Source organism: Ramlibacter sp. WS9 (assembly GCF_003797765.1).
Lineage (GTDB): Bacteria > Pseudomonadota > Gammaproteobacteria > Burkholderiales > Burkholderiaceae_C > Ramlibacter.
The window spans coordinates 272039-297874 of the sequence record NZ_RKMB01000003.1; the positions used below are offsets into that span (position 1 = coordinate 272039).

Here is a 25836-nt window from a genome sequence, read left to right on the forward strand (position 1 = left end):
GCGTGCCCTCACCCTAGCCCTCTCCCAACGGGCGAGGGGACAATACAGGCCGTTCGGGCGGCGCTTCCGCCGCCGCTTTCATTTCGCGCTCGTGGCGCCACTCCACCACCGACTTGATGACCAGCGTCACCAAGGCCAGCAGGGCCAGCAGCGAAGCGACGGAAAACGCCGCCACCGACTGGTATTCGTTGTAGAGAATTTCCACGTGCAGCGGCATGGTGTTGGTCTGGCCCCGGATGTGGCCCGACACCACCGAGACCGCGCCGAACTCGCCCATGGCCCGCGCGTTGCACAGGATCACGCCGTAGATCAGGCCCCACTTGATGTTGGGCAGCGTCACGAGCCAGAAGGTCTGCCAGCCGTTGGCGCCCAGCACGATGGCGGCCTGCTCCTCGTCGTTGCCTTGCGACTGCATCAACGGGATCAGCTCGCGCGCGATGAACGGAAACGTCACGAAGATGGTCGCGAGCACGATGCCCGGCACTGCGAAGATGATCTTGATGTCGTGCGCCGCCAGCCAGGGGCCGAACCAGCCTTGCGCGCCGAACATCAGCACGTAGATCAGACCGGCGACCACAGGCGACACCGAAAACGGCAAGTCGACCAACGTGGTGAGGAACGCCTTGCCGCGGAACTCGTACTTGGCGATGCACCACGCCGCGGCGACGCCGAACACCAGGTTCAGCGGCACAGCGATGGCGGCGGTGATCAGCGTGAGCTTGATCGCCGACCAGGCGTCGGGTTCACGCAAGCCCTCCAGGTAGGCACCGAAGCCCTTGCGCATCGCTTCGGTGAACACCGCCGCGAGCGGCAGCACCAGGAACAGCAGCAGGAATACCAGTGCGATGCCGATGAGCGTGTAGCGTACCCACGGCGCTTCGGTGGTGATCACGCGCTTCTTGGTGAGATTGCTCATGAGCCCCCCGATCGGCGGCGCTGCCAGCCCTGCAGGGCATTGATCACCAACAGCAGCACGAACGAGATGACGAGCATCACCACGGCCACGGCGGTTGCGCCGGCGTAGTCGTATTGCTCCAGCTTGCCGATGATGACCAGCGGCGTGATCTCCGACACCATCGGCATGTTGCCGGCGATGAAGATCACCGATCCGTATTCGCCGATGGCTCGGGCGAAGGCCATCGCGAAGCCTGTCAACAGCGCTGGTGCGATGGACGGGAAGATCACGCGGGTGAAGGTCTGGAAGCGCGTCGCGCCCAGGCACATTGCGGCTTCCTCAAGCTCCTTCTCGGTGTCTTCCAGCACAGGCTGCACCGTGCGAACCACGAACGGCAGGCCGATGAAGATGAGCGCGATCACCACCCCGTTCGGGTTGAAAGCCAGCTTGATGCCCAGCGGCTCGAGGTATTGCCCGATCCAGCCGTTGCCCGCTAGCAGCGCCGTGAGGGAGATGCCCGCCACGGCCGTGGGCAGCGCAAACGGCAAGTCCACCAGCGCGTCGACGATCTTCTTGCCCGGAAAGGTGTAGCGCACCAGCACCCATGCCACCAGCAGGCCGAAGACCACGTTGACCAGTGCCGCGATGAACGAGGCGCCGAAAGTCAACCGGTACGACGCGAGCACGCGTGGCGAGCTGATCGCCGCCCAGAACTGGTCCCAGGTCAGCGTGAAGGTCTTGAACACCAGCGCCGAGAGCGGGATCAGGACGATCAGGCTCAGGTACAGGAGCGTATAGCCCAGGGTGAGGTTGAAGCCGGGGAGAACCTTCTTGTTCCCGCCCCGGGAAGGCACCGCCGCTCCAGGCAGCGGCACTCCAATGGCAGCAGCGCTCATCTACTTGACGGTGTAGATCTTGTCGAACTGGCCGCCGTCGTTGAAGTGCACTTTCTGCGCTTCAGACAGGGAACCGTACAACTCCTGCACCGTGAACAGCTTGATCGGCTTGAAGGTGTTGGCGTATTTTTTCAGCACCGCTTGCGAGCGCGGGCGGATGGAGTGCTTGGCGGCGATCTCCTGCCCTTCTTCCGAGTACAGGTACTGCAGATAGGCCCTGGCCAGATCGCCGGTGCCCTTCTTCGCGACCGTGCGCTCGACCACCGCCACGGGGTTCTCGGCCACGATGCTGATCGACGGATAGACGACGTCGACCTTGTCGGCGCCGAATTCCTTGTTGACGGATTCCACCTCGGATTCGAAGGTGATCAGCACGTCGCCGGTACTGCGCTGCAGGAAAGCTGTGGTGGCATCGCGGCCGCCGCGCGCGAGCACCGGCACGTTCTTGTACAGCTTGCCCATGAACTCCTGCTGCTGCGTGTCGGTGACGCCTTTCTTCTTCTGATAGCCCAGGGCGGCGAGGTACGCATAGCGGCCATTGCCGCCGGTCTTCGGGTTGACGACGACCACCTGCACGCCGGGCTTGACCAGGTCGTCCCAGTCCTTGATGCCCTTGGGGTTGCCATTGCGCACCAGGAACAGCATCGTCGACGTGGTGGGAGCGGCGTTGTCCGGGAAGCGCTTGGCCCAGTCTTTGGCCACCACGCCCCTCTCCGCCAGAAATTCGACATCGGTCGTCGTGTTCATGGTCACGACGTCGGCGTCCAGGCCGTCGGCCACGGCACGCGCCTGCGCGCTGGACCCGCCATGGGCCTGGTCGATCTTGATGTCCTTGCCCGTGGTCTTCTTGTAGTGCGCGACGAACGCCCCGTTGTAGTCCTTGTAGAACTCGCGGGCTACGTCGTAAGAGGCATTGAGCAGCGTCTGCGCGCCGGCGATACCGCTGGCTGCAAGCGCCAGGCCGGCGATGAAGGTTTTGGTCTTGAAGTTCATGGTTGAGCTTTCCAATGCAAGCAACCTGTGATTTTGGGGTTGGAACCCCACTTCCCAACGACCGTCTTGTTGTTAGCTAATGCGAAGGGCTGAATAAGCCCGCTACAACAAAGGTCGCAGTTCCCTTGCTGCATCCAGCAGCATTGGCAGCAGGTCGCGCTGCATTTGGCCCGCTTCGAGGCGGTGCGGAGCCGCCACCACATTGAGCGCGGCCACGGTCTGCCCTTGCATGTTTCGAAGCGGGACAGCGAGGGCGTGGACACCCAGCTCATGCTCTTCGCTGGCAACACACCAGTCCTGGCTGCGCACCTCATCGATGAGCGCGCGGAACTTGCGGGGCTCGACGGTCGTGCGCGCCGTGAGGCGCGCCAGTTCCCGGCCCTTCATCCAGGCATTGAAGTCGGTCTTGGTCTTGGCAGCCAGCAGCACGCGACCTGTCGATGTGGCGTGTGCTGGCAGCCGCGCACCGAGGTGCAGCCCATAAGCCAGCACACGGGTGGACCCGCTGCGGGCAATGATGACGACTTGCTCACCGTCGAGCACCACGGCCGAGAAGGACTCTGCCGTTAGCGCCGCCAGCCGGTTGAGCGTGGGCTGCAGCACGCGCGGCAGCCGCGCCGACGCCAGGTAGCTGCCGGAGAAGCGCAGCACCTTGGGTGCGAGCCAGAAATAACTGCCGTCGGTTTCGAGATAGCCGAGGTGCGTGAGCGTGAGCAGGTGCCGGCGCGCCGCCGCGCGCGTGATTCCGGCGCGCTGCGACGCCAGCGTGGCATTGAGCCGTTGGCGCTCGGTGTCGAAACTCTCCAGCACCGCCATGCCTTTGGCCATGCCTTCGATGAAGTCTGCTTTGGCGATGGGCATGGAAGGAAGGTCGAGCGTGAAGGCTTGCGCGATGATCGCGCAAGCCCGGCAATCATCGCACAAACGCGCCCTTGTCGGCCTATCGGGAAACCCTCACGCCGCCTAAGCTCCATCGCAGGAGAAATTCATCATGCGTACCCAGGTTGCCATCATCGGTGCCGGCCCTTCGGGCCTGCTGCTCGGCCAGTTGCTGTTCAAGGCCGGCATCGACAACGTCATCATCGAGCGGCAAAGCGCCGACTATGTTCTCGGCCGCATCCGCGCCGGTGTGCTCGAGCAGGTCACCACCGATTTGCTGGACGAATGCGGCGTGAGCGCGCGGCTGCACGAACAGGGGCTGGTGCACGGCGGCATCGAGCTGCTGTTCAAGGGCGCCCGGCACCGCATCGACATGCGCACGCTCACCGGCGGCAAGACAGTGACCGTGTACGGCCAGACCGAGGTCACGCACGACCTGATGGACGCCCGCAAGGCCGAAGGGCTCACGACCGTCTACAGCGTCGGCAACAGCGTCACGCTCCATGACTTCGACGGTGCGAATCCCAAAGTGCGCTACATGAAGGACGGCCAGCAGCACGAGCTCGAATGCGACTTCATCGCCGGCTGCGACGGCTACCACGGCGTCAGCCGCGCGAGCGTGCCCGAAGCCGCGCTCACGACCTACGAGAAGGTCTACCCTTTCGGTTGGCTCGGCATCCTCGCCGACGTCCCGCCGGTGTCGCATGAACTGATCTACGCCAACACCGGGCGCGGCTTCGCGCTGTGCTCCATGCGCAGCCCCACGCGCAGCCGCTTCTACGTGCAGGTGCCGATGGAAGAGAAGGCGGAAAACTGGACCGACGACGCGTTCTGGAACGAACTGAGAACGCGGTTGGACCCGCAAGCGCGAGATCACCTGGTCACCGGCCCCTCGCTGGAAAAAAGCGTGGCGCCACTGCGCAGTTTCGTCGCGGAGCCGATGCGCTTCGGCAGGCTGTTCCTGGCCGGCGACGCCGCGCACATCGTGCCTCCTACCGGAGCGAAGGGCCTGAACCTGGCGGCCTCGGACGTGAAGTATCTGTCCGCCGCCTTCATCGAGCACTACCGCGACAAGAGCAGCGCGGGCGTCGACCACTACTCCGAAAAATGCCTGCGCCGCGTGTGGAAGGCAGAGCGTTTCTCATGGTGGTTCACCTCGCTGATGCACCGCTTCCCCGACGCGGGCGAGTTCGGGCAGAAGCTGCAAGAGGCCGAGCTGGACTACCTGGTGGGATCGAAGGCCGCGTCGACGGCGCTTGCGGAGAACTACGTCGGGCTGCCGCTCTAGCGAGAAACCGTCACCACGTGTGCCTGGATCTTGCCGTCCACGGCGCCTGATCCAAACTGCTTTTCGATCGCCCGCGCCGCCGCGGCAGTGACCTCACCCAGTCCAGGGGAGCCCTTTGCCTCGATCTCGGCGCGCCACGGTGACCCCTGGCAGTAGGCCATGGCGGCGGTGCGCGCCGACGGCGCCCGGCTGCGTGCCGTCACGGTTTCGACGACAGGTTTCGCGGTGAACCCGCCGTTGGCGACGTCGCGCTTGATCGCATCGATGTCGTGATAGCCGGGGTGATCTCGGTTTCCACGCAAGATCGGAATCGACCCGAGAATAAGCGTCTAGTGACAACAACTTAGCTGCGTTTTATAGTGCCCTCCGGAGCGAAGGAGGACATTGATGTCGAGTTACCGGTACAGATTCGTCGGCTACGAGAAGTTGCCATCTGGCTTGAACGCTGAAGACGTGCAACTGCACTGCCGGCTCCCGGAAGACTTGGTCAAGGAGATCCGAAACAGCAGCTTTTCGAAGCGCTATCACCTGGGGCTGGCCGTCCAGCTTTCATTCCTTGCTCTGACTGGCAAGAATCCCGACGCCAAGTTGAAGATGCCGCCGGCGATGTTGAATCTGCTGTGCGAGCAGCTCGGCATCCACACCACCGCGATCGCGTCTCTCAAATCGCTGTATCACAACGCTGACCGGACCCTTGGCAATCACCGCGCCTGGGTTCGAGAGAAGCTTCTCTTTTCCGCCTTCGACTCGAGCGCCGAGGAACGCTTGAAAGCCGCCTTGTCGCAGCGCGCGATCGACGCGTCATCAGCCGATGAACTCTTCAACTCGGCACAGGAATGGCTCTTCGACAACAAGATCGTTCTGCCCGGAAAGCGCATCGTTGAAGACCTTGCCCGAGCCGCTTTTCGAGTTATCGAGGAACTGGCACTGGCGACGATTCGTGCGACTGTCACGCCGATCCGCCTTCGCGCAATTCTGAAGGTCATGCATGAGGAAAGCACAGCGCCTGGCACCTCGGTTCTCGAATGGCTGAAGCAGTCGGCGGGCAAACACGGCGTGAAGGGCCTCAAGGAGGTGAACTCGCGCATCGACTACCTCAAAACGCTGGAGGTCCACCTCTGGGATCTGCAAGCACTTTCCATCGGCCGCATCCATGCCTTTGCGCAGTGCGTGGTTAACCGACCGCCATCCGAGACCGCCCGGCGCGTCAAAGACACCCGCTCGGTCGAAATCGTGTGCTTTCTCAAACACCTACTCGGCGAACTCAGCGACGAAGCGATCTTTCGGAACAACCGGCGCACCAGCGACATCGTGCGCAGCGGCGCCAAGCGGGTTCAGGCCAAGCAGGCACAACGCTCGGCCGAGTACCGTAGTTCGATCGAATCGATGCGGGGCATCGCTGCGGACACCGCGCGCAACGCGGATGAACGGCTGGCAGCCATCATTGCGCTGGCCGACGATATGTTGGGCCGGCCCGCAGTGAGCCACGCGGAAGTCGTCCGAGAAACCCTCACCGAGCAGAACGCGCGCGTTCGCACAGTCCTCGACGGCATGACCTGTCTGGATCTGCAGGCCGATCCTGAACATGCGGATGGGCGGCTGGTGGCGGCCCTGCAGGCCCTGCGCAGCGCAGGCGCCAAAGAGCTTCCAGTCGACTTTGACAGCTCGCTGGTGGGTTCGAAATGGCGGCCACTGCTCGAGGTGCCCGACCGAAGTGCCGCACTGAAGGCCTTCGAGGGCTGCGCCTTGATGCGCATCCGCAAGGGCTTGCTGGGGGGAAGCGTGTGGGTGAACCACAGTGCCACCTACCAGAGCAAAGCGAGCCTTCTGATTCCGCAGGACGAGTGGGAGCGCGACAAAGTCGCCCTCTGCGAGGCCTATGGTCTGGAACTCGACCCTCAACGAGCGATCGACCTTCAGTACGAGTTGCTGCGCGCCGGCTTGGAAGACGTCGAGGCGGGGCTCGACAAAGGATTGCTCGAGATCGACGAGGCCGGCTGCGTGCGGCTGCCGGCGATTCGCGCCGCCGAAGAGGATCCCGATCTTCGACGCACCAACCAGGCCCTCAGCGACCTGATCGGAACGACTCAGCTGCCAGATGTGATCCTCGAGATCGACAGTCGCACTCAGATCAGCACCACCCTGCTGGGCCGGCGACCCGAAAGTGCCCAGGAGCTGATCGCCCTGTACGCGGGCTTGCTGGCCCACGGCAGCGAGATCGACGCCAAAGGCGCGGCCGCCATGATCCCAGGCGTGCCCGTGAGCCACGTCACAGCCGCCATGCGCATGCTGGAAGCGCCTGGGCGGCTGCGGGCAGCCAACGACAGCGTCGTGGCCTTTCAGCAACGGTTTCCGATCGTCAACCTGTGGAGCGATGGGAAGAAGGCGTCAGCCGACATGATGGCGCTCGACGCGACGCGGCACCTATCCATTGCCCGCACCGATCCCCGTCGCAAAACCGCCGCGGCGGGCATCTACACCCATGTGCTGGGCAGCTATCCGGAGCCCATCGTGCTGATGACGCGCCAGGACGCTCCGGCCGTCCATGGGATCGAGGCTTACAACAGCAGCAGCGAGGACCGCATCAAAGTGGATCTGCTTGCGGTCGACACCCATGGCTACACCTATTCCGGGATGAGCATTGCCAAGCTGTTGAGGTTCGATCTGTGTCCGCAGTTGGCCGGCTTGCCTGACCGAAAAATCTGGATGCCTCGCACGATCGAGATCTCGGAGGCACTCGAGAAAATTGCGATTCCAGCCATCACCGAGAAAGCCATCCGCGAAGGCTGGGACCAGACCCAGCGCCTCATCGCCTCGATCAAATCTGGGCGAGTCAGTGTCGCGTGGGCTCTCGCCCGGCACGGCAGCGCCGCAGCAGGAGACAAAGTACGAAGCTGCCTGGACCAGTATGGCCGCCTGCTGCGCTCAGTGTTTCTGTGCGACTACTTCTCCAACGACACCTTCCGGCGAGAGATTCATACCTTGCTCAACCGCGGTGAATCCGTGCACCTGCTGCAGCGGGCCATCTACTACGGCCGGATCACTGCCGAGCGCGGACGGCGCCGCGATGAGCTGAAGTCAATCTCGGGCGCACATGCGCTGCTGACGAACATCGTGATCGCCTGGAACACGATGAAGCTGCAAGAGACCGTCGACCGCCTCAAAGCCATCGGCCAGCGGATTGAGGACAGCATCTTGCGTCAGATCGGTCCGGTTCACTTCGGTCACATCAACTTCCGGGGCACGATGAGCTTCAGCGTGGACCGCTACGCCAGCGTACTGCTCAAGGGGGCAATGGCATCGAAACGAGCTCGCGCGAATTAAGCCGGTCGGCGTCATTCATTTCGCTTTTTCATTTTTGTTTTGCAGAATCGGAAAGCCGCCCCATATGAATCAACGACTTAGCGCACTCGTTCATTTCTCCATTTCATTTTTTCTGTGCAGAAAAAGAAATCCGTGCTGTTTGGCTGGGTTGGCTTGAGAAGGCGTCGCGTGCGGCCTTACCTGGATGTCGAGCCCCACACCTCAGGGCCACCGTGCAGCAACTGCGGCCCAAGGCGATGGCTGTGGCCGTCATCCTGGTCGGCCTGTTTCCGATCATGCAAGGGACCGGAACCGGTTCGGAGGTGATGCAGCGCATTGCCGCGCCGATGGTGGGCGGGATGATCACGGCGCCCCTGTTGTCCACGTTCGTCATTCCAGCGGCCTATCTGCTGCTGCGCAAGCCGCGCGAGCCGGCGAGCTCACCACGCCTCAGGTTCTGGAGGAAACGCCGTACTGCCGCGTAGCGGCCCTGCCGCCAGCGCCACGGCGAACTGGAGGGGCGAGCGGCCGAAGTGGTGGCGCAACGTGACCCATTGAATTGCGACCTCGCGGGCTCCGCAACAGGTTTCGAGGCGGGCTTCTCGGCTTTCAAAGTGGCTTATGTGTCATTTCTGGCCTTGTCCCGGCTTGCCCCCCCAAGCAGCCTCAGACGGGTGGGCGCAGCGCCTTGATGCGGCGCGGCCCGTTCTGTTCGTTGTGGCGGATCAGCGCCTGTGACTGCGCGGGCGCTTCCTCGGGGCTGCGATACGGCAGGGGCGGCGCAGGGTAGTACTCGATGCCGAGCTGCAGCGTCGCCGCCAGCTCGGGCCCGCGCAGCAGTTGCACCAGGAACAGGCCGGCATCGATGCTCGCCGAAACACCCGCGCCGGTCACGAGCTTGCCGTCGCGATGGAAGCGTTGGCTGTTGACTGCGGCGCCGTAAGCGCGCACTCGATCGCGGCACCCCCAGTTGGTGGTGACCTGCTTGCCGTCGAGGAGGCCGGCGCGGCCCAGCAGCTCGACGCCGTTGCAGATGCCGACCGTCCAGGTGGAAGTTTCGTGCAGTCGGCGGATGGTCTCGATCATCTCGTTGTCGTTCAGCGCGGCCGCGACGCCGGGACCACCGGGAACATAGAGGATGTCCGTGGACGACAGCTCCGCGAAGCTGCGCCAGGCATGCAGCGCAAGCCGCCGGCTGTCGGCCCACACCAAGCCTTGGGCCTGGGCCGCGAACTCGGTTTCCGTGCCCGGCACATTGGCCAGCACCTCATAGCCGCCGACAATATCGAGGGCGGTGAATCCGTCCATCAGCAGGATGGTCAATCTCATGGGGAACTCCGTTGGTTTGCGCCGGGCCGGGCCGCGGCTCACGCATGATCGAAGCTGCGTCCCGCGCGGCCAATTGGCGTTTTCGACCGATTTGCGGTAGAAATCGCCAACACCTTACCTGGGAGATCACATGCGCGACGTGGCGATCCTGGCCTATCCGGGTTGCATGGGCACCGGCCTGTTCGCGCTGGCCGACGTGCTGATGGTGGCCAACCACCTGAGCGCCGCCCTGTCTCCGGGCAGGCCGCCGCCGTTCGACGCACGCATCGTCGGCGTCGAGGCGGGCGAGGTTGTCTTGGCCGGTGGCGCCATGATGCGGGTCGGGCGCCTGTCGGCCACGCCCGATGTGCTGCTGGTGCCCGGCCTCGAGGTCAGCGGCGCCGGGCAATGGGACGAGAAGCTCGCCGGCCTGCGCCGCGAGATTGCGCTCATCCGCCGGCACGCGGCGCGCGGCGCCGAAGTGGCGACGGTGTGCATCGGCAGTTTCCTGCTGGCGGAGGCGGGTCTGCTGGCGGGCCGCCGAGCGACCACGGGCTGGCCATTCGCGTTGGAGTTCTCGAAGCGTTATCCCGACGTGCTGATGGAACACGATGCGGTCCTGGTGCGTGACGGCCAGTTCAGCACGACCGGCGCGGTGACGGCGGCCTTCGACCTCGCGACGGACGTGGTGCGCCGCACGGCTGGCGACCGCGTGGCAGCCGCCGCCGCCAAGTTCCTCTTGATAGGCAGCCCGCGTTCCAGCCAAGCACCCTATGTGGATTCTTCGCTAATCCCGGCCCATGTGCCGCGATTCGCTGCGGATGTGAACGCCTGGCTGCGCGAACGCATGGGGCAGGCCTACGATCTGGATGCGCTGGCTCGCACCTTCAACGTGAGCAGCCGAACCTTGCTGCGCCGCTACACCAAGCAGACGGGCCAGTCGCCACTGTCGTGGCTCAAGCGGGCTCGCGTCGCCAAGGCGCGGCGGCTGCTGGAGCAGTCCCGGATGAGCCTACCCCAGGTGGTCGAGGCCGTGGGCTACAGCGACGTGGCGACCTTCTCGCGGCTGTTCGCTCGCGAGGTTGGTGAAACGCCGGCGCAGTACCGGCGTCGGTATTCGGGTCGCGCCGTGTCGGGGTGATCGCAAGCGGCGATTTCGACGCTGTCCTTGGGAACGTTCAATCCTGCGTACAAAGTGGTAGATTTACCCATGGCCCGTCTCCTTGACAAACATGCGGCCGCGTCAGCGGACCGCCTTGCAGCCATAGCAAGTCTTGTTGTTCGAGTCCAGTGCCATGTTGAACGAGCCAGCGCTCGCTAGCCTCAAAGGTCTTGGCCCAAAGTCCCAGGCCATGCTGGGCAACGCTGGCATCATGTCTGTTCAGCAACTGCGAAAGCTTGGCTCGGTTCGCGCGTTTGTCATGGTCAAGCGCTCGGGGCTTCAACCCAGCCTCAACTTGCTGTGGGCTCTGGAGGGCGCCCTTTCCGGCGAGCATTGGCAACAAGTCGCCCGGGAGCACCGAACAAGCCTACTGCTCGCCGTCGAGGACCACGAACGCGATGCATAGCAGTCCCGACGCGCGCTACCAGGGGTGATCTCTGTTTTTGTGTTGATTGTCCCGCTCTGACGCCCGGGAAAACCCGTGGGCCGAACCGCCCTAGCATTGCGATAGCTGCGCCCTCAGCCAGCCGCGCACGCTGTTATAGAAAGCCACGGCCTCGGCCCGCTCCAGGTCGGCGGGCATGAGCACGGCTTCGACCAGCTCGCCGCGCGCCAGCAACTGGCCGCGATAGGTTCCCGCCAGCAGCCCGCAGCGCAGGGCCGGTGTCAGCCATCGCCCGTCCAGCTTCAGGGCGATGTTGCCTCGGGTGAATTCGGTCAACTCGCCGCGTTCGTTAACCAGCAAGGTGTCAAACAGGCCGGACTCGGGCCGCAGGCGCGTTTCGTAGTGCTCGCGCTGCGTGGTCTTGTGCAGCACAAACTCGCGGTTGCCGGCCTGGGTATCCAGGGGCTGTCGGCTCAAGGCAAACAGCACGGGCTCGGCCGTGGCGGGCAGTGTGAAGGCCTGGGCCCCGGCTTTGCCGGAGGCTGCCAGCGTGAGCCGGATCCGCCAGGCACCGCCACTGTGTTCGCGCGCCAGCGACTGCAGCAGCGCCTCAACCTGCGCGCGGTCCCACGCGAAGGCAAAGTACGCCGCGCTGGTGGCCATGCGCGCCAGATGCTCTTCCAGCAGCCAGTAGTGGCCGTGTTCCAGCCGCAAGGTCTCCAGCAGCTCGAGGCTCTGGCCCGTGCGCTCGGGCAGGCGCGACTTGGCGGCGAGCTCCTGCCACTCGGCCTGCGCTGTGGCGTCGTGCGTGATGCCGCTGCCCACGCCGTAGCGGGCGGACCACGAGGGCGCGCCATGAGCCGCCATCCGCTCCAGCGCCACGGTGCGGATGGGCACGTTGAAAGTGGCATGCCCGCCCGGCCGCAGCACACCGGCCGCGCCGCAGTAGATGCCGCGCGGCCCGTCTTCCAGCTCCCTGATCCAGTGCATGGCCCGGCCCTTGGGCGCGCCGGTCACCGAGCCGCAGGGAAACAGCGCGCCGAACACCTCGGCCAGGCCGGTGCGGGGCCGTGTGGTAGCCGTGACGGTGGAAGTCATCTGCCAGACCGTGGGCAGGGCCTGCGCCTCGAACAGCCGCGGCACCCGCACGCTGCCCGGCTGGGCGATGCGGCCCAGGTCATTGCGCAGCAGGTCCACGATCATCACGTTCTCGGCGCGTTCCTTGGCGCTGGCCAGCAAGCCCTGCCGCGCCCGCTCGTCCTCGGCGGCGCCGGCGTGGCGCGCGGCCGTGCCCTTCATCGGCTGGCACACCAGGGCCCCTCCGGCCGAGCCCGGCCGCCAGTCGAAAAACAGCTCGGGCGAGGCGCTCAGCACCTGCTGCTCGCCCCAGTCGAGCCACAGCAGGTAGGCCTGTGGCTGGGCCGCCTGCAGCCGCGCCATCCACTGGCCCACGTCCCCGGAGAACTCCGCTTGCAGAGACCCCGTCAAGTTGACCTGGTAGCACTCACCCGCCGCCATGGCGTCGCGCGCCCGCTCCAACTGCCGGGCGTACGTATCGCGCTGCATCGAGAAATGCCATGACGTGCACTGGCCGCCGTCGGCGCTGGCCTGCGCTTCGTGCCAGGGCAGTGCCCGGTCGAAGACAGCGAAGCGCGCCAGCGGCCAGCCGGGCTGCGGCGCGTGGGTGGGCAATGCCGCGTCAAAGGCGCCGGCCGCCTCATAAGCCACGGCACCCAGGCACCAGCGGCCCGCCTCGGCATGGGCCTGTGCCTGCCGCAGCACGTCTTGCACCTCGCCGGCCTTCCAGGCCGTGAGCACCTGGATGGGCTCGGTGAACCGCGCGCGCCAGCGGCCGGGTGCGTCCTCGCTTTGCGGAAAGTCGATCCAGGCCCGCACGCGGCTACGTGGGCACCGCCAGCGTGGCGCGCACTGCCTTGGCCGCCTGCACCATGTTGGCCAACGCTTGCTCGGTTTCGGGCCAGCCGCGGGTCTTCAGGCCGCAGTCGGGGTTGACCCACAGCTGGCCCGGCGCGATGACGTGGGCCGCCTTTTCCAGCAGTGCGACCATCTGCTGCACCGTCGGCACGCGCGGCGAATGGATGTCGTAGACGCCCGGCCCGATTTCGTTGGGGTATTTGAAATCGCCAAAGCCCTGCAGCAGCTCCATGTCCGAGCGGCTGGTCTCGATGGTGATGACGTCGGCGTCCATCGCGGCGATCTCAGGCAGGATGTCGTTGAATTCCGAATAGCACATGTGGGTGTGGATCTGGGTCTCGTCGCGCACGCCGCTGGCGCTGATGCGGAAGGCCTCGGTGGCCCAGGCCAGGTACGGCTTCCAGCCCGCGTGCCGCAGCGGCAAGCCTTCGCGGATGGCCGGCTCGTCGATCTGGATGATACCGATGCCGGCCCGCTCCAGGTCCACCACCTCGTCACGGATCGCCCAGGCGATCTGCCGGGCCGTGGTGCTGCGGGCCTGGTCGTCGCGCACGAACGACCATTGCAGGATGGTGATGGGCCCGGTCAGCATGCCCTTCATGGGCTTGCGCGTCAGGCTCTGCGCATAGACCGTCCAATCCACCGTCATGGCCCTGGGCCGCGCCACGTCCCCGTAGATCAACGGTGGCTTGACGCAGCGCGAGCCGTAGGACTGGACCCAGCCGTTGGCGGTGAAGGCGAAGCCGTCGAGCTGTTCGCCGAAGTACTCCACCATGTCGTTGCGCTCGGCCTCGCCGTGCACCAGCACGTCCAGGCCCAAGGCTTCCTGCTTGCGCACGGCGAGCGTGATTTCGGCTTGCATCTTCGCGCGGTACTGTGCCTCGTCCAGCTGGCCCCGCTTGAAGGCCGCCCGGGCGGCACGGATGTCCGCCGTCTGGGGGAAGGAGCCGATGGTGGTGGTTGGCAAGGACGGCAGGGCAAAGCGGCGGCGCTGCAGCTGTTGGCGCGCCGCAAAACCCGAGCCGCGCTGGTCGGCGCGAGGTTCCGCGTCGGCCAGGCGGGCCGCCACGGCCGCGCGGTTCACGCGCGGGCTGCCGCGGCGCGAGGCCACGGCGCTGCGCGAGTCCAACAGCTCGGCATCGACGGACGATTCCTTGCCGTGCAGCACGGCCTGCAGCACGCGCAACTCGGACAGCTTCTCCACGGCAAACGCCAGCCAGGATTTGAGTTCGGCGTCGAGCCCGGCTTCGGCCTGCAGGCTGTAGGGCAGGTGCAGCAGAGAACACGAGGGGGCCAGCCAGAGCTCGCCGCCGTGCTTGGCGACAAGGGGCCGCAGCCTGGCCAGCGCGGCATCCAGGTCGGTGCGCCAGATGTTGCGGCCATCGACGATGCCCAGCGACAGGACCTTGTGGCTGGGCAGCCAGTCGGCCACGCCAACCAAGTCCTCGGCCGCGCGCAGCGCGTCCACATGCAGGCCGGCCACCGGCAGCTGGCAGGCCAGGCGCAGGTTGTCCGCCAGCGGCGAGAAGTAGGTGGCCAGCAGCAGCTTCACGCCGCCGCGCGCCAGCCGCCAGTAGGTGGGCTCAAAGGCGTGGCGCCAGGCGTCCGGCAGGTCCAGGCCCAGGATGGGTTCGTCGATCTGCACCCATTCCACGCCCTGCATCCTCAGGCGGTGCAGGATTTGCTCGTAGACCGGCAACAGCCTTTCCAGCAGGTTGAAGCGGTCGAAACCCGCCTCTTTCTCCTTGCCCAGCCACAGAAAGCTTAAGGGGCCCAGCAGCACTGCCTTGACCTTGTGGCCGGCCAGGGTGGCCTGGGCGACCTCATCAAAGAGGCGCTGCGAGGCCAGGCGGAATTCGGTGTCGGCGCGGAACTCGGGCACCATGTAGTGGTAGTTGGTGTCGAACCACTTGGTCATTTCCAGCGCGAAACGGCCACTGGCGTTGTTCTCGTCGCAGCCGCAATCGGAGTCGTGAGCGTGGTCCCCGGCATCGATGCCCCGGGCCATGGCGAAATATCGGTTCAGCTCGGGCTCTTCACCCGTAAAGCCGAAACGGGCCGGCTCGCAGCCCAGCAGCTGGATGTGATTGGCCACATGGTCGTAGAAGGCGAAGTCGCCCACGGCCACGGCATCCAGCGCGGCGGCTTGCTGCACCGACCAATGGCGGGCGCGCAACTCGGCCCCCACAGCCTCCAGAGCGGCTGCGCCGATCTCACCGCGCCAATGCTTTTCCAGCGCGAATTTCAGTTCCCGGTGCGCGCCCATGCGCGGAAAACCCAGGGTGTGTGTGCGGACCATGGCTATCCCTTTTTTTGTGTTTGCGGTTCAAGCCGGCGATGGTCGGGTATTTCGTACTATTATTCAAACGAAAGATATTGCCGCTCAACTTGAAAATTACTCATGACCCAATCCCTGCTTGAACTGCGCCATCTGCGCACCCTTGCCGCCCTGCGCGACACCGGCAGCCTGGTGCGGGCGGCGCAGCTGCTCAGCCTGACGCAGTCGGCCCTGTCGCACCAGGTCAAGCTGCTGGAAGAGCTGTACGGCGCGGCGCTGTTCGAGCGCAAGTCGGTGCCGCCGCAGTTCAGCACCACCGGCCTGCGCCTGCTGGCCCTGGCCGATGCGGTGTTGCCCAAGATCGAGGAAGCCGAGCGTGACGTGGCGCGCCTGGCGCTGGGCAAAGCCGGCCAGTTGCGCATCGTGGTGGAGTGCCACACCTGCTTCGACTGGCTGATGCCGGCAATGGACGCCTTTCGCAGCCGCTGGCCCGAGGTCGAGCTGGACATCGTCTCGGGCTTTCACCCGGATCCGATCGCCCTGGTTCTGCAAGACCGCGCCGACGTGGCCATCGTGTCGGAGCAGGACGCGGGCGAGACGGTGGACTTTCACCCGCTGTTCAGCTTCGAGATCGTGGCGCTGCTGGCCAACGACCATCCCCTGGCCGCCAAGCCGCACCTGACGGCCAGGGATTTCGCCAAGGAAACCCTGATCACCTACCCCGTGCCCGACGAAATGCTGGACCTGGTGCGCCAGGTGCTGGAGCCCGCCGGCATCAAGCCCGCGCGCCGCACCACTGAATTGACAATAGCCATGTTGCAGCTGGTGGCCAGCGGCCGTGGCGTGGCGACGTTGCCGGTCTGGGCCGTACAAAGCTACCTGGACCGTGGCTACGTCACCGCGCGCCCGGTGGGGCGCAAGGGCCTGACCGGCTACCTGTACCTGGCATGTACCGGCGCCACCTCCAGCCGGCCCTGGCTGGCCGACTTCGTGGCGGTGACGCGGGAAACCAGCTTCCTCACGTTGAGTGAGATTGAGCTTCTCTAGCCGGTGCCGAGCCGCCTCAAACCGGCTGCGCCCCTCAGGGGGCAGCGCGCAGCGCGTGGGGGAGCCTATTTAGGCTGAACCAGGCGAATCACGCTGGAGAAATCCAGCGCTCCGCTGCCGTCCAGGCTGTGCGCCGCGTAGAGGTTGCGCGCCAAGCCGCCCAGCGGCGTGGCGGCCCGCACGGCGGCCGCGCTCTCCTGGGCCAGGCCCAGGTCCTTGAGCATCAGGTCGGTGCCGAAGCCTCCCGCATAGCTTCTTGAGGCGGGTGCGGCTTCCATCACCCCGGGGACGGGGTTGTACTTTTCCAGCGCCCAGTTGCCGCCCGAGCTGCGCCGCATGATCTCGGACAGCACCTTGGGCTCAAGCCCGTTGGCCACGCCCAGCGCCAGTGCTTCCGAGGTGCCGATCATCAGGATGCCCAGCAGCATGTTGTTGCAGATCTTGGCGGTCTGGCCCGCGCCCGCTGAACCGGCGTGGAAGATGTTCTGCCCCATCTTCTCCAGCAGAGGTCGCGCCCGCTCCAGGTCCGACATGCTGCCTCCGACCATGAAAGTCAGCGTGCCCGCAATGGCCCCACCGGTGCCGCCAGAGACCGGTGCATCGATGCAAGCAATCTGACGGGAAGCCGCAGCCTCGGCCACCTTGCGCGCGCTGGCCGCTGCAATGGTGCTGCAGTCGATCACCAGGGTGCCGGCCGGCAGTTGGTTCAGCAGGCCGGGACGGCCGTTGCCCAGGTAGAGCGATTCCACATGCTGGCTGGCCGGCAGCATGCTGATGACGACTTCCGCGCCGCGAACCACGTTGTCGGCCGAGTCGGCGATTCGCAGGCCTTCGCCGGCCAGGCGCTTGCACGCGTCTTCCGACAGGTCGAAGGCTGCGACCTCTTGGCCACCTTTGTGCAGGTTAAGCGCCATCGGGCCACCCATGTTGCCCAGGCCGATGAATGCGATCTTCATGTTCGTCTCCTTGTGTTCAGTTCAATGCGGCCAGCGGGTGGGTTGCCGCAAAACGCGGTTTGAAGTGGTCTTCGATCAGTTCGGGCACGACCTGCTCCAGCGAGGAAGGCGTCCACTGCGGCTTGCGGTCCTTGTCGATCAGCAGGGCGCGAATGCCTTCGGCAAAGTCGGCATGGGCGCAGCACCCCAGCGAAGCGCGGTACTCCAGGCGGAAGACCTCCGCCAGCGACAGGCGCGGCACGCGGCGCCACAACTCAAAGGCCAGCGCCGCCGACGTGGGCGAGCCCTTCATGAAGGCCCCAGCCGCCCCCGACAGCCAGGGGTCATCGCTTTGCAAGCCGCGCAGGCGGGCCGTGATGTCCATCAAGTCGTCGCCGGCCATCAGGCCATTGATCTGGTCGAAGTGTTGGCGCAGCTTGGACTCGGGCAAGGTGCTTGCGCCATGGCCGGCCAGCAGGCGTGACAGGATGGCGCGGTTGTCGCCGGCCACATCGCTCCAGCGTGTCCCGGTGATGGCGGCCAGCACGTCGGCCCGGCTTTGCGCACCCAGGCAGAAATCAGCCAGGCCGCAGAACAGCGCATCGGCCGCATTGAGCGGCGCGCCGGTCAGCGCCAGGAATAGGCCCACGCGGCCCGGCATGCGGCGCAGGAACCAGCTGCCGCCCACGTCGGGGTACAGGCCGATGCCGATCTCGGGCATGGCCAGCCGGCTGGCGGGAGTAACGACCCGATGCGAGGCGCCAGCCATCAGGCCGATGCCACCGCCCATCACGATGCCTTGGCCCCAGCACAGCACGGGTTTGGGGTAGGTGTGGATCAGGTGGTCGAGCTGGTACTCCTGGGCAAAGAATCCGTGGGCATAGGGATTCGGGCCGGCGCCGCAGCTGCGCATGGACTGGTATAGCTCGCGCAGGTCACCGCCCGCGCAGAAAGCCTTGTCCCCCGTGGCCTGCAGCACCACCCCCGCGATCGCGGGGTCGGCCGCCCAGCCGCGCAGCGCGGGCGTGAGCAACTGCACCATGGCCAGCGACAAGGCATTGAGCGTCGCGGGTGAATTGAGCGTTGCCATGCCGAAGCGCCGGCCGCAGGCGGTGGACATTTCCTCGAACAGGACGGCGTCGGTCATCGCAGGCTCCTCAGGCGTTGCGCCACACGGCCGCGCGCTTAGCCAGGAAGGCGTTAACGCCTTCGCGCTGGTCCTCGGTGTCGAAAAGATCGACGAAGGCCTCGCGCTCGGCCACCAGCATGGCTGCGGGCGACTGCGTGCGGGCGCCATGGATCAGGCGCTTGCAGGCCGCCACGCTGGTCGGGCTCTGCTTTTCCACACGCTGCGCCATCACGAGGGCTTGGGCCAGAGCCTGGCCGCGCGGCACGACTTCTTCAACCAAGCCGATGCGCAACGCGGTGGCCGCGTCCACGCGCTCGCCGCACAGCACCATGCGCTTGGCCCAGCCTTCGCCCACCAGCCAGCTTAGCCACTGCGTGCCGCCGGCGCAGGGCAGCAGGCCTACGGCGGCTTCCGGCAAGGCCATCACCGCTTGTTCTTCGGCAATGCGCAGGTCGCAGGCCAGCGCGCATTCCAGGCCGCCGCCCATGGCATAGCCGTTGATCGCGGCAATGGACACACCGCGAAAACCGGCCAGCGCCTCGAAGGCTTCGCCGAAGCATCGTGCCATGTCGCGGGCCACGGCCTTGTCGCCCTCGGCGAACAGTTTGAGGTCGGCGCCGGCGGAAAAAAACTTTTCGCCCTGGCCGGTGACGACCAGGCTGTAGACCTCGCGGTTGGCGTTGAGGTCGGCCACCAAACGCTTGAGGGCTGCCAGGCTGTGCTGGGTCCAGGTGTTGGCGGGCGGATTGGCCAGGGTCAGGATGGCCGTGTGGCCACGCAGCTCCAGCTGCAGGCCTTCATAAGTGCTTGTCATCGAATGTCCTCGGTGGTGTGGGTTTCCAGAAGGCGGCGCGAGACGATCACGCGCATGATTTCGTTGGTGCCTTCCAGGATCTGGTGAACTCGCGCGTCGCGCAGGAAGCGCTCCAGCGGGTACTCGCGCGTGTAGCCGTAACCGCCGTGGATCTGCAGCGCTTCGTTGCAGATGCGAAAGCCCGCGTCGGTGGCCAGCTGCTTGGCCATGGCGCAATAGATCGTCGCCTGCTCGGAGCCAGCGTCAAGCTTGGCTGCCGCGAGCCGCACCATCTGACGCGCGGCCACCAGTTCGGTCGCCATGTCGGCGATCTTGAACTGCAGCGCCTGGAAGCTCGACAGCTTGCGCTTGAACTGGCTGCGCTCGTTCATGTAGCGCCGCGCGGCGTCCAGCGCGCCCTGGGCGGCACCGACCGAGCAGGTGGCGATGTTGATGCGCCCGCCGTCCAGGCCCTTCATGGCGATGCGAAAGCCCTCGCCCTCCTCGCCCAGCAGGTGGCCGGCCGGCACCCGCACGTTGTCGAAGGCGATGGAGCGGGTGGGCTGGCTGTTCCAGCCCATCTTTTCTTCCTTGCGGCCAAAGCTGATGCCCGGGCTGTCGGCGGGCACCAGCAGTGCCGAGATGCCCGCGGCCCCGTCACCGCCGGTGCGCGCCATCACCACCAGCGCGTCGGTGGCGCCGGCGCCTGAAATGAAGGCCTTGCCGCCGTTGAGCACGTAGTCGCCGCCTTCGCGCCGGGCCGTGGTGCTCAAGGCGGCGGCGTCCGATCCGGCTCCCGGCTCCGTCAGGCAATACGAAGCGAGCTTGCGGCCCGAGGCCAGAGCCGGGCCCCAATCCGCCGCGACTTCCGGCCGGGCCCAGGCAGTGACCATCCACGTCGCCATGTTGTGGATGGTCAGATAGGCCGTGGTCGAGGGACAGGCGGCTGCCAGCTCCTCGAATACCACCGTAGCATCCAGCCGCGACAGGCCCATGCCGCCGTGGCGTTCGGCGGCGTACAGCCCGCAAAACCCCAGCCGGCCCGCTGCGGACAGCACCTCGCGCGGGAAGATCCCTTCGGCGTCCCAGCGCGCGGCGTGCGGCGCGAACTCGCCGGCGGCGAAATCGCGCCCGCTCTGCTGGAAGGCTCGCTGGTCGTCGGACAGCTCAAAGTCCATGCCGTGCTTCAGCGAAGGCTAATGGTGGTGTTGACGCCGGTGGACACGCTGCTGTCGTCGAACCAGCGTTCCGTGATCGTCTTGGTCTGGGTGTAGAACAGCACGACCTGCTTGCCGTAGGGGCCCAGGTCGCCCAGCTTGGAAGCGCGCGAGCCGGTGAAGGAGAACAGCGGTACCGGCACCGGGATTGGCACATTGATGCCGACCTGGCCGACGTCGATTTCTTCCTGGAACCTGCGCGCCGCGGCGCCAGACTGGGTGAACAAGGCCGTGCCATTGCCGTTGGGATTGGCGTTGGTCATGGCAATGGCTTCATCCAGGCTGGCCGCGCCCGCGATACACAGCACCGGCCCAAAGATTTCCTGCTCGTAAAGCGCCATGCCGGGCTTCACGCCGGAGAAGATGGTCGGACCGATGAAGTTGCCTTCGCTGGATGCGCCGGCCAGCGACGGCAGGCGGCCGTCGAGTTCGAGCCTGGCGCCCTCGGTCTCGCCACGCGCGATCAGGTCTTCCACCCGCTCCTTGGCCGCGCAGGAGATGACCGGGCCGACGTCGGTGCCCGGCAGCGCGCCGTTGCCCACGGTGAGCTTCCTCGCCCGCTCCACCAGCTCGGGAATCCAGGCCTGGGCCTCGCCCACCAGCACAGCGACCGAGACCGCCATGCAGCGCTGGCCGGCGGCGCCGAAAGCCGCACCCACCAGGTTGTTGAGCGTCTGCTCCTTGTGCGCGTCGGGCAGCACCACGGCATGGTTCTTGGCGCCCATCATGCATTGCACGCGCTTGCCCGCTTGCGAGGCCCGATGGTAGACATGCGTGCCCACGCGCGTGGAGCCGACGAAGGACACCGCCTTGATGTCGGCGTGATCGCAGATCGCATTGACCACGTCCTCGCCGCCGTGGACCACATTGAGCACGCCGGGCGGAATGCCGGCTTCGATCGCCAGTTCCACCAGCCGCATGGTGCTCATGGGGTCCTGCTCGGACGGCTTGAGAATAAAGGTGTTGCCACAGGCGATGGCCATGGGGAACATCCACAGCGGGATCATCGCGGGAAAGTTGAAGGGCGTGATGCCGGCGCAAACGCCCAGCGGCTGCTGCACGGTGTAGGTGTCCACGCCCGTGGCCACGTTGTTGGCGATCTCGCCCATCTGCAGGTTGCCGATGTTGGCGGCATGCTCCACCACCTCCAGACCGCGGAAGATGTCGCCCTCCGCGTCGGCCAAGGTCTTGCCTTGCTCCGCCGTGAGGATGGCTGCGACTTCCTTGATGTGCTCGCGGATCAGCTGCTGGTATTTCAGGAAGATGCGGGCGCGTGTGCCGATGGGCGTGTGGCGCCAGGTCTTGAAGGCGCGCTTGCCGGCCGTGACGGCGGCGTCCACCTCCTCGGCGGTGGCCATGGGGACGCGCGCCAGGATTTCCTGCGTGGCCGGGTTGATGACGTTGCGCCATTCGGCGCTGCGGGACTCGACGAACTCACCGGCTATCAGCAGCTTGACGGTGGGGATGGTACTCATGAATGTCTCCAGGTTGTTGGGTATCACGCGTAGCGCTTCTCCAGCGCATCGAGATAGGGCTTGTTCACCAGCCGTTGCCGCTCGGCGAACGGGGTCACCAGGGCCGGGTCCTCGTCGATGCGCTTCCTATCGCGCAGGACGGTCAGGGCCTTCTGCATGCCCGCGACCGCGCCCTGCAACGCGGCGTTGGCGTAGAGCACGATGCCGAAGCCCAGGTCGGCGAGTTCGGCGGCATCGAAGAGCGGGGTCCGCCCGCCGATCACCATGTTCATGAGCTGCGGCCTGCCCAGCAGTTGCGGCAGGCGGCGGATTTCCTCGGCGCTCTCGCAGGCTTCGACGAACAGGATGTCGGCGCCGGCCTCGCTGAACTTCAGGGCGCGCTCGACGGCTGCCTCGAAACCGTGGACGCTGCGCGCGTCGGTGCGGGCCATGATGAGCAGGTCTTCGTCGTGGCGCGCGTCCACGGCCGCCTTGATCTTGCCAACCATCTCCTCGGCGGGAATCACGTCCTTGCCCGAGAAATGGCCGCAGCGCTTGGGACTGACCTGGTCTTCCAGCTGAATGCAGTCGGCCCCGGCGCGTTCCAGCTGGCGTACCGTGTGCCGCACGTTCAGCGCGTTGCCGAAGCCGGTGTCGGCATCCACCAGCAGCGGCAGTTCCACCGCGTCGCGGATGCGAGCGGTGTGCTCGCAGATTTCGTGCAAACCCATGAAGCCCTGGTCGGGCAGGCCCAGCGACATGTTGGTGACGCCGGCGCCGGTGACGTAGATCGCCTCGAAGCCCAGGTCCGCGATCACGCGGGCCGACAGGGCGTTGAAAGCGCCCGGCACCAGCAAGCCTCGCCGCGCTTCGGCCAGGGCGCGCAGGGTTTTCTTCGTGCTCCTCGTCATGTCAGATCACGTAGAGATCGACGTACTCGTTCACCGGCATGGCTTCCAGCGCCCGCTGGTCCAGGCTGGCCGCCAGGATGGCGTCCTGCTGCTTCTTCGGAAAGCGCCGGGCGAGGTTGGTGCGGAACTTGGCTTCCAGCAAGGGAATGCCGTCCTTGCGGCGGCGCTTATGGCCAATGGGGTACTCGACCACGACCTCCTCCACCCGGCTGCCATCCTTGAACTGCACGGTCAGCGCGTTGGCGATACTGCGTTTCTCGGGGTCGTGGTAGTCGGCCGTGAACGCCGCATCCTCCACGCACACGATCTTGTCGCGCAGCGTGTCGATGCGCTTGTCGGCGGCGACCGCATCCTCGTAGTCGGCGGCAGTGAGGCGGCCGAAGATCAGCGGCACGGCCACCATGTACTGGATGCAATGGTCGCGGTCGGCCGGGTTGTCCAGGGGGCCCTTCTTGTCGATGATGCGGATGCAGGCCTCGTGGGTGCGGATGGTGAGCTTCTCGATGTCTTCCACGGTTTTGCCGGTTTCTTTCAGCCGGGTGTGCAAGGCCATGGCGGCTTCTACCGCGGTCTGGCTGTGGAATTCGGCCGGGAAGCTGATCTTGAACAGCACGTTCTCCATCACGTAGCTGCCGTAGGGGCGCTGGAACTTGAACTCCTGGCCCTTGAACAGCACGTCGTAGAAACCCCAGCCTTTGGCGCTGAGCACGCTCGGGTAGCCCATCTCCCCGGTCTTGGCGATCAGCGCCAGGCGCACCGCGCGGCTGGTGGCGTCGCCGGCGGCCCAGCTCTTGCGGCTGCCGGTGTTGGGCGCATGACGGTAGGTGCGCAGGCTCTGACCATCGACCCAGGCCAGCGATACGGCGTTGATGATTTCGTCGCGACTGAGGCCCAGCATCCGCGCCACCACCGCGGTGGATGCCACCTTCACCAGCACCACATGGTCCAGCCCGACCTTGTTGAAGGAGTTCTCCAGCGCAAGGCAGCCCTGGATTTCATGCGCCTTGATCATGCCCGTGAGTACGTCCCTCATGGTCAGCGGCTTCTTGCCGGCGGCCACCGCGTTGCGGCTCAGCCAGTCGGCCACGGCCAGGATGCCGCCCAGGTTGTCGCTGGGGTGGCCCCACTCGGCTGCCAGCCAGGTGTCGTTGAAGTCCAGCCAGCGGATCATGGCGCCGATATTGAAGGCCGCCTGCACCGGGTCGAGCTGGAACTGGGTGCCGGGCACCTTGGCACCGTGGGGCACCACCGTGCCCGGTACGACGGGCCCCAGCAGCTTGGTGCAGGCCGGGTAGTCGAGCGCCTCCAGGCCACAGCCCAGTGTGTCGATCAGGCAGTTGCGGGCGGTGTCGTAGGCCAGACTGCTGTCGATTTGGTAGCCGAGGGCGTAATCGACGATGTCGGTAAGAACCTGGTCGGGCTGGGGGCGGACGTTGCTGATGTGTGCGGACATGGGAGGAACTGTTGGGGATAAGAGGAAGGCGGCGCGGGCGGCTCAGGCTCGCTGCGCGATGGGCACGAAGACCAGGTCATCCGGCCCCGTGTAGTTGGCGCTGGGCCGGATGATCTTGTTGTCGATGCGCTGCTCGACGATGTGCGCCGCCCAGCCGGAAGTGCGGGCGATCACGAACAAGGGCGTGAACATCGCGGTGGGCACGCTCATCATGTGATAGCTGACGGCGCTGAACCAGTCGAGGTTGGGGAACATCTTCTTGGCGTCCCACATCACCCGCTCCAGCCGCTCGGCGATGCCGAACATCTTGGTGGATTCGGCTTCCTGCGAGAGCTTCCTGGCGACGCGCTTGATGACCTCGTTGCGCGGATCGGACACGGTGTAGACCGGGTGGCCAAAGCCGATGACCACTTCTTTGGCTTCGACGCGGCGGCGGATGTCGGCCTCGGCCTCGTCCTGGCTGCCGTAGCGTTTCTGGATTTCGAACGCCATCTCGTTGGCGCCGCCGTGCTTGGGGCCGCGCAGCGCGCCGATGGCACCGGTGATAGCGGAGTACACGTCCGAGCCGGTGCCGGCAATCACCCTGCTGGCGAAGGTGGAGGCGTTGAATTCGTGCTCGGCGTAGAGGTTGAGCGAGGTGTGCATGGCGCGCTCCCAGCTTGCAGAGGGCTTGCGGCCGTGCAGCAGGTGCAGGAAGTGGGCGCCGATGGAGTCGTCGTCGGTTTCGACCGCGATGCGCTGGCCGTTGGTGGACCAGTGGTACCAGTAGAGCAACATCGAGCCCAGCGAGGCCATCAGCCGGTCGGCGATGTCGCGCGCACCGGGCAGGTTGTGGTCGTCCTTTTCCGGCAGCACGCAGCCCAGCGCGGAGACGCCGGTGCGCAGCACGTCCATCGGGTGGGACGAGGCGGGCAGGCGCTCCAAAGCCTCCTTCACGCTGTTGGGCAAGCCGCGCAGCGCCTTGAGCTTGGCCTTGTAGGCGCGCAGCTCGGAGAGGGTGGGCAGCTTGCCATGCACCAGCAAATGGGCCACTTCCTCGAATTCGCAGACCTCGGCGATGTCCAGGATGTCATAGCCGCGGTAATGCAGGTCATTGCCGGTGCGGCCTACGGTGCACAGCGCTGTATTGCCCGCCGTCACGCCCGAAAGCGCGACGGACTTCTTCGGCTTGAAGCCGGCTTGCGAGAGATCGCTCATGCGAATTCCTTTTCAAGGGTGAAGCGGACGGGCTTGCCGCTGGCATCGACCGCCACCATTTCGAAGCGACCTTCCAGAGCCAGCTCGTTTTCGCCGCTGGCCAGGGTTTCGGCCATGCCCTGGACCGTGACGGTCATCGAGCTGCGGCCGCTGCGGGTGACGCGGGCCGTGAGTTCGAGCGCCTGGCCAACCCTCACCGGCAGATGGAACTGCACATCGCTGCAAGCGGCCATCACCACGTCGCGGCGCGCATGGCGGCTGGCGGCAAGAAAGGCGGCCTTGCCCAGCAGGTTCAGCGCGTTGCCGCCGAACAAGGTGCCGTAGTGGTTGGCTTGCTCGGGAAAAATGATCTCGGCCAGCCGTGTGGGTTGCGTCATG

General features: G+C 65.9%; 22 protein-coding genes and 1 pseudogene. 6 read left to right on the forward strand and 17 right to left on the reverse strand.

Going from position 1 to position 25836, the window contains the following annotated elements:
• Nucleotides 1–13: 13 nt before the first annotated feature.
• The 4 genes from cysW to EEB15_RS07200 all read right to left on the reverse strand — a co-directional run bounded on the left by cysW (nucleotide 14) and on the right by EEB15_RS07200 (nucleotide 3645).
• Nucleotides 14–916, reverse strand: coding sequence for a sulfate ABC transporter permease subunit CysW (gene cysW, locus EEB15_RS07185; RefSeq protein ID WP_141509086.1), 903 nt, complete (start codon nucleotides 914–916; stop codon nucleotides 14–16).
• Nucleotides 913–1791, reverse strand: a complete 879-nt coding sequence (gene cysT / locus EEB15_RS07190; protein WP_141509088.1) for a sulfate ABC transporter permease subunit CysT — start codon at nucleotides 1789–1791, stop codon at nucleotides 913–915. Before cysT ends, cysW begins: the two co-directional genes overlap by 4 nt.
• Complete coding sequence (locus tag EEB15_RS07195; protein ID WP_141509090.1) at nucleotides 1792–2784, reverse strand: sulfate ABC transporter substrate-binding protein; 993 nt, start codon at nucleotides 2782–2784, stop codon at nucleotides 1792–1794.
• Between the two features lie 102 nt (nucleotides 2785–2886).
• Nucleotides 2887–3645: an IclR family transcriptional regulator C-terminal domain-containing protein gene (locus tag EEB15_RS07200; protein WP_141509092.1), complete on the reverse strand. Its 759-nt coding sequence runs from the start codon at nucleotides 3643–3645 to the stop codon at nucleotides 2887–2889.
• Between the two features lie 130 nt (nucleotides 3646–3775).
• On the opposite strand from EEB15_RS07200, the gene pobA reads away from it, so the two are divergent.
• Nucleotides 3776–4951: a 4-hydroxybenzoate 3-monooxygenase gene (gene pobA / locus EEB15_RS07205; protein WP_141509094.1), complete on the forward strand. Its 1176-nt coding sequence runs from the start codon at nucleotides 3776–3778 to the stop codon at nucleotides 4949–4951.
• Here pobA and EEB15_RS07210 read toward each other — a convergent pair.
• Nucleotides 4948–5253 (reverse strand): hypothetical protein, encoded by a 306-nt coding sequence (locus EEB15_RS07210; RefSeq protein WP_141509096.1) that lies wholly within the window; start codon nucleotides 5251–5253, stop codon nucleotides 4948–4950. The two genes, pobA and EEB15_RS07210, sit on opposite strands and share 4 nt — an antisense overlap.
• 85 nt (nucleotides 5254–5338) lie before the next feature.
• Here EEB15_RS07210 and EEB15_RS07215 point away from each other — a divergent pair, with 85 nt between their 5' ends.
• Both EEB15_RS07215 and EEB15_RS07220 read left to right on the forward strand, forming a co-directional pair.
• Nucleotides 5339–8275 carry a Tn3 family transposase gene (locus tag EEB15_RS07215; RefSeq protein WP_141509098.1) on the forward strand — a complete coding sequence of 979 codons (2937 nt, stop codon included), beginning with the start codon at nucleotides 5339–5341 and terminating at the stop codon, nucleotides 8273–8275.
• Between the two features lie 212 nt (nucleotides 8276–8487).
• Nucleotides 8488–8739, forward strand: a pseudogene (locus EEB15_RS07220) (efflux RND transporter permease subunit); the annotation flags it as partial.
• Nucleotides 8740–8920: 181 nt separating this feature from the next.
• Here EEB15_RS07220 and EEB15_RS07225 read toward each other — a convergent pair.
• The gene (locus EEB15_RS07225) at nucleotides 8921–9583 is read right to left on the reverse strand and encodes a DJ-1/PfpI family protein (RefSeq protein ID WP_141509100.1); all 663 of its coding nucleotides are present in this window, start codon (nucleotides 9581–9583) and stop codon (nucleotides 8921–8923) included.
• A 130-nt stretch (nucleotides 9584–9713) separates the two neighbouring features.
• On the opposite strand from EEB15_RS07225, the gene EEB15_RS07230 reads away from it, so the two are divergent.
• Both EEB15_RS07230 and EEB15_RS07235 read left to right on the forward strand, forming a co-directional pair.
• Nucleotides 9714–10703: a GlxA family transcriptional regulator gene (locus EEB15_RS07230; RefSeq protein ID WP_141509102.1), complete on the forward strand. Its 990-nt coding sequence runs from the start codon at nucleotides 9714–9716 to the stop codon at nucleotides 10701–10703.
• A gap of 136 nt (nucleotides 10704–10839) precedes the next feature.
• Nucleotides 10840–11130: a TfoX/Sxy family protein gene (locus tag EEB15_RS07235; protein ID WP_199236474.1), complete on the forward strand. Its 291-nt coding sequence runs from the start codon at nucleotides 10840–10842 to the stop codon at nucleotides 11128–11130.
• A 90-nt stretch (nucleotides 11131–11220) separates the two neighbouring features.
• Here EEB15_RS07235 and EEB15_RS07240 read toward each other — a convergent pair whose 3' ends face one another.
• Both EEB15_RS07240 and metE read right to left on the reverse strand, forming a co-directional pair.
• A complete protein-coding gene (locus tag EEB15_RS07240) occupies nucleotides 11221–13005 on the reverse strand; it encodes a chorismate-binding protein (RefSeq protein WP_141509106.1) in 1785 nt (594 codons plus the stop codon).
• Between the two features lie 4 nt (nucleotides 13006–13009).
• On the reverse strand, nucleotides 13010–15343 hold the full coding sequence (gene metE, locus EEB15_RS07245; RefSeq protein WP_141509108.1) for a 5-methyltetrahydropteroyltriglutamate--homocysteine S-methyltransferase: 2334 nt from the start codon (nucleotides 15341–15343) through the stop codon (nucleotides 13010–13012).
• 102 nt (nucleotides 15344–15445) lie between these two features.
• On the opposite strand from metE, the gene EEB15_RS07250 reads away from it, so the two are divergent.
• On the forward strand, nucleotides 15446–16369 hold the full coding sequence (locus EEB15_RS07250; RefSeq protein WP_141509110.1) for a LysR family transcriptional regulator: 924 nt from the start codon (nucleotides 15446–15448) through the stop codon (nucleotides 16367–16369).
• Between the two features lie 65 nt (nucleotides 16370–16434).
• Here the strand turns inward: EEB15_RS07250 and mmsB are convergent, their stop codons facing one another.
• The 9 genes from mmsB to EEB15_RS07295 are packed head-to-tail and all read right to left on the reverse strand — an operon-like array spanning nucleotide 16435 to nucleotide 25835.
• The gene (mmsB, locus tag EEB15_RS07255; RefSeq protein WP_141509112.1) at nucleotides 16435–17325 is read right to left on the reverse strand and encodes a 3-hydroxyisobutyrate dehydrogenase; all 891 of its coding nucleotides are present in this window, start codon (nucleotides 17323–17325) and stop codon (nucleotides 16435–16437) included.
• A gap of 16 nt (nucleotides 17326–17341) precedes the next feature.
• The gene (locus EEB15_RS07260) at nucleotides 17342–18451 is read right to left on the reverse strand and encodes an enoyl-CoA hydratase/isomerase family protein (protein ID WP_141509114.1); all 1110 of its coding nucleotides are present in this window, start codon (nucleotides 18449–18451) and stop codon (nucleotides 17342–17344) included.
• Nucleotides 18452–18461: 10 nt separating this feature from the next.
• A complete protein-coding gene (locus tag EEB15_RS07265; RefSeq protein WP_141509116.1) occupies nucleotides 18462–19247 on the reverse strand; it encodes an enoyl-CoA hydratase in 786 nt (261 codons plus the stop codon).
• The gene (locus tag EEB15_RS07270; RefSeq protein WP_141509118.1) at nucleotides 19244–20404 is read right to left on the reverse strand and encodes an acyl-CoA dehydrogenase family protein; all 1161 of its coding nucleotides are present in this window, start codon (nucleotides 20402–20404) and stop codon (nucleotides 19244–19246) included. The genes EEB15_RS07265 and EEB15_RS07270 overlap by 4 nt, the downstream gene beginning before the upstream one ends.
• 8 nt (nucleotides 20405–20412) lie before the next feature.
• Complete coding sequence (locus tag EEB15_RS07275; RefSeq protein WP_141509120.1) at nucleotides 20413–21918, reverse strand: CoA-acylating methylmalonate-semialdehyde dehydrogenase; 1506 nt, start codon at nucleotides 21916–21918, stop codon at nucleotides 20413–20415.
• Nucleotides 21919–21941: 23 nt separating this feature from the next.
• The gene (locus EEB15_RS07280; protein ID WP_141509122.1) at nucleotides 21942–22808 is read right to left on the reverse strand and encodes an oxaloacetate decarboxylase; all 867 of its coding nucleotides are present in this window, start codon (nucleotides 22806–22808) and stop codon (nucleotides 21942–21944) included.
• Nucleotide 22809: 1 nt separating this feature from the next.
• Nucleotides 22810–24261 (reverse strand): bifunctional 2-methylcitrate dehydratase/aconitate hydratase, encoded by a 1452-nt coding sequence (locus tag EEB15_RS07285; protein ID WP_141509125.1) that lies wholly within the window; start codon nucleotides 24259–24261, stop codon nucleotides 22810–22812.
• A 42-nt stretch (nucleotides 24262–24303) separates the two neighbouring features.
• On the reverse strand, nucleotides 24304–25458 hold the full coding sequence (prpC, locus tag EEB15_RS07290; protein WP_141509126.1) for a 2-methylcitrate synthase: 1155 nt from the start codon (nucleotides 25456–25458) through the stop codon (nucleotides 24304–24306).
• Nucleotides 25455–25835, reverse strand: coding sequence for an acyl-CoA thioesterase (locus EEB15_RS07295; protein WP_141509128.1), 381 nt, complete (start codon nucleotides 25833–25835; stop codon nucleotides 25455–25457). Before EEB15_RS07295 ends, prpC begins: the two co-directional genes overlap by 4 nt.
• Nucleotide 25836: the final 1 nt, after the last annotated feature.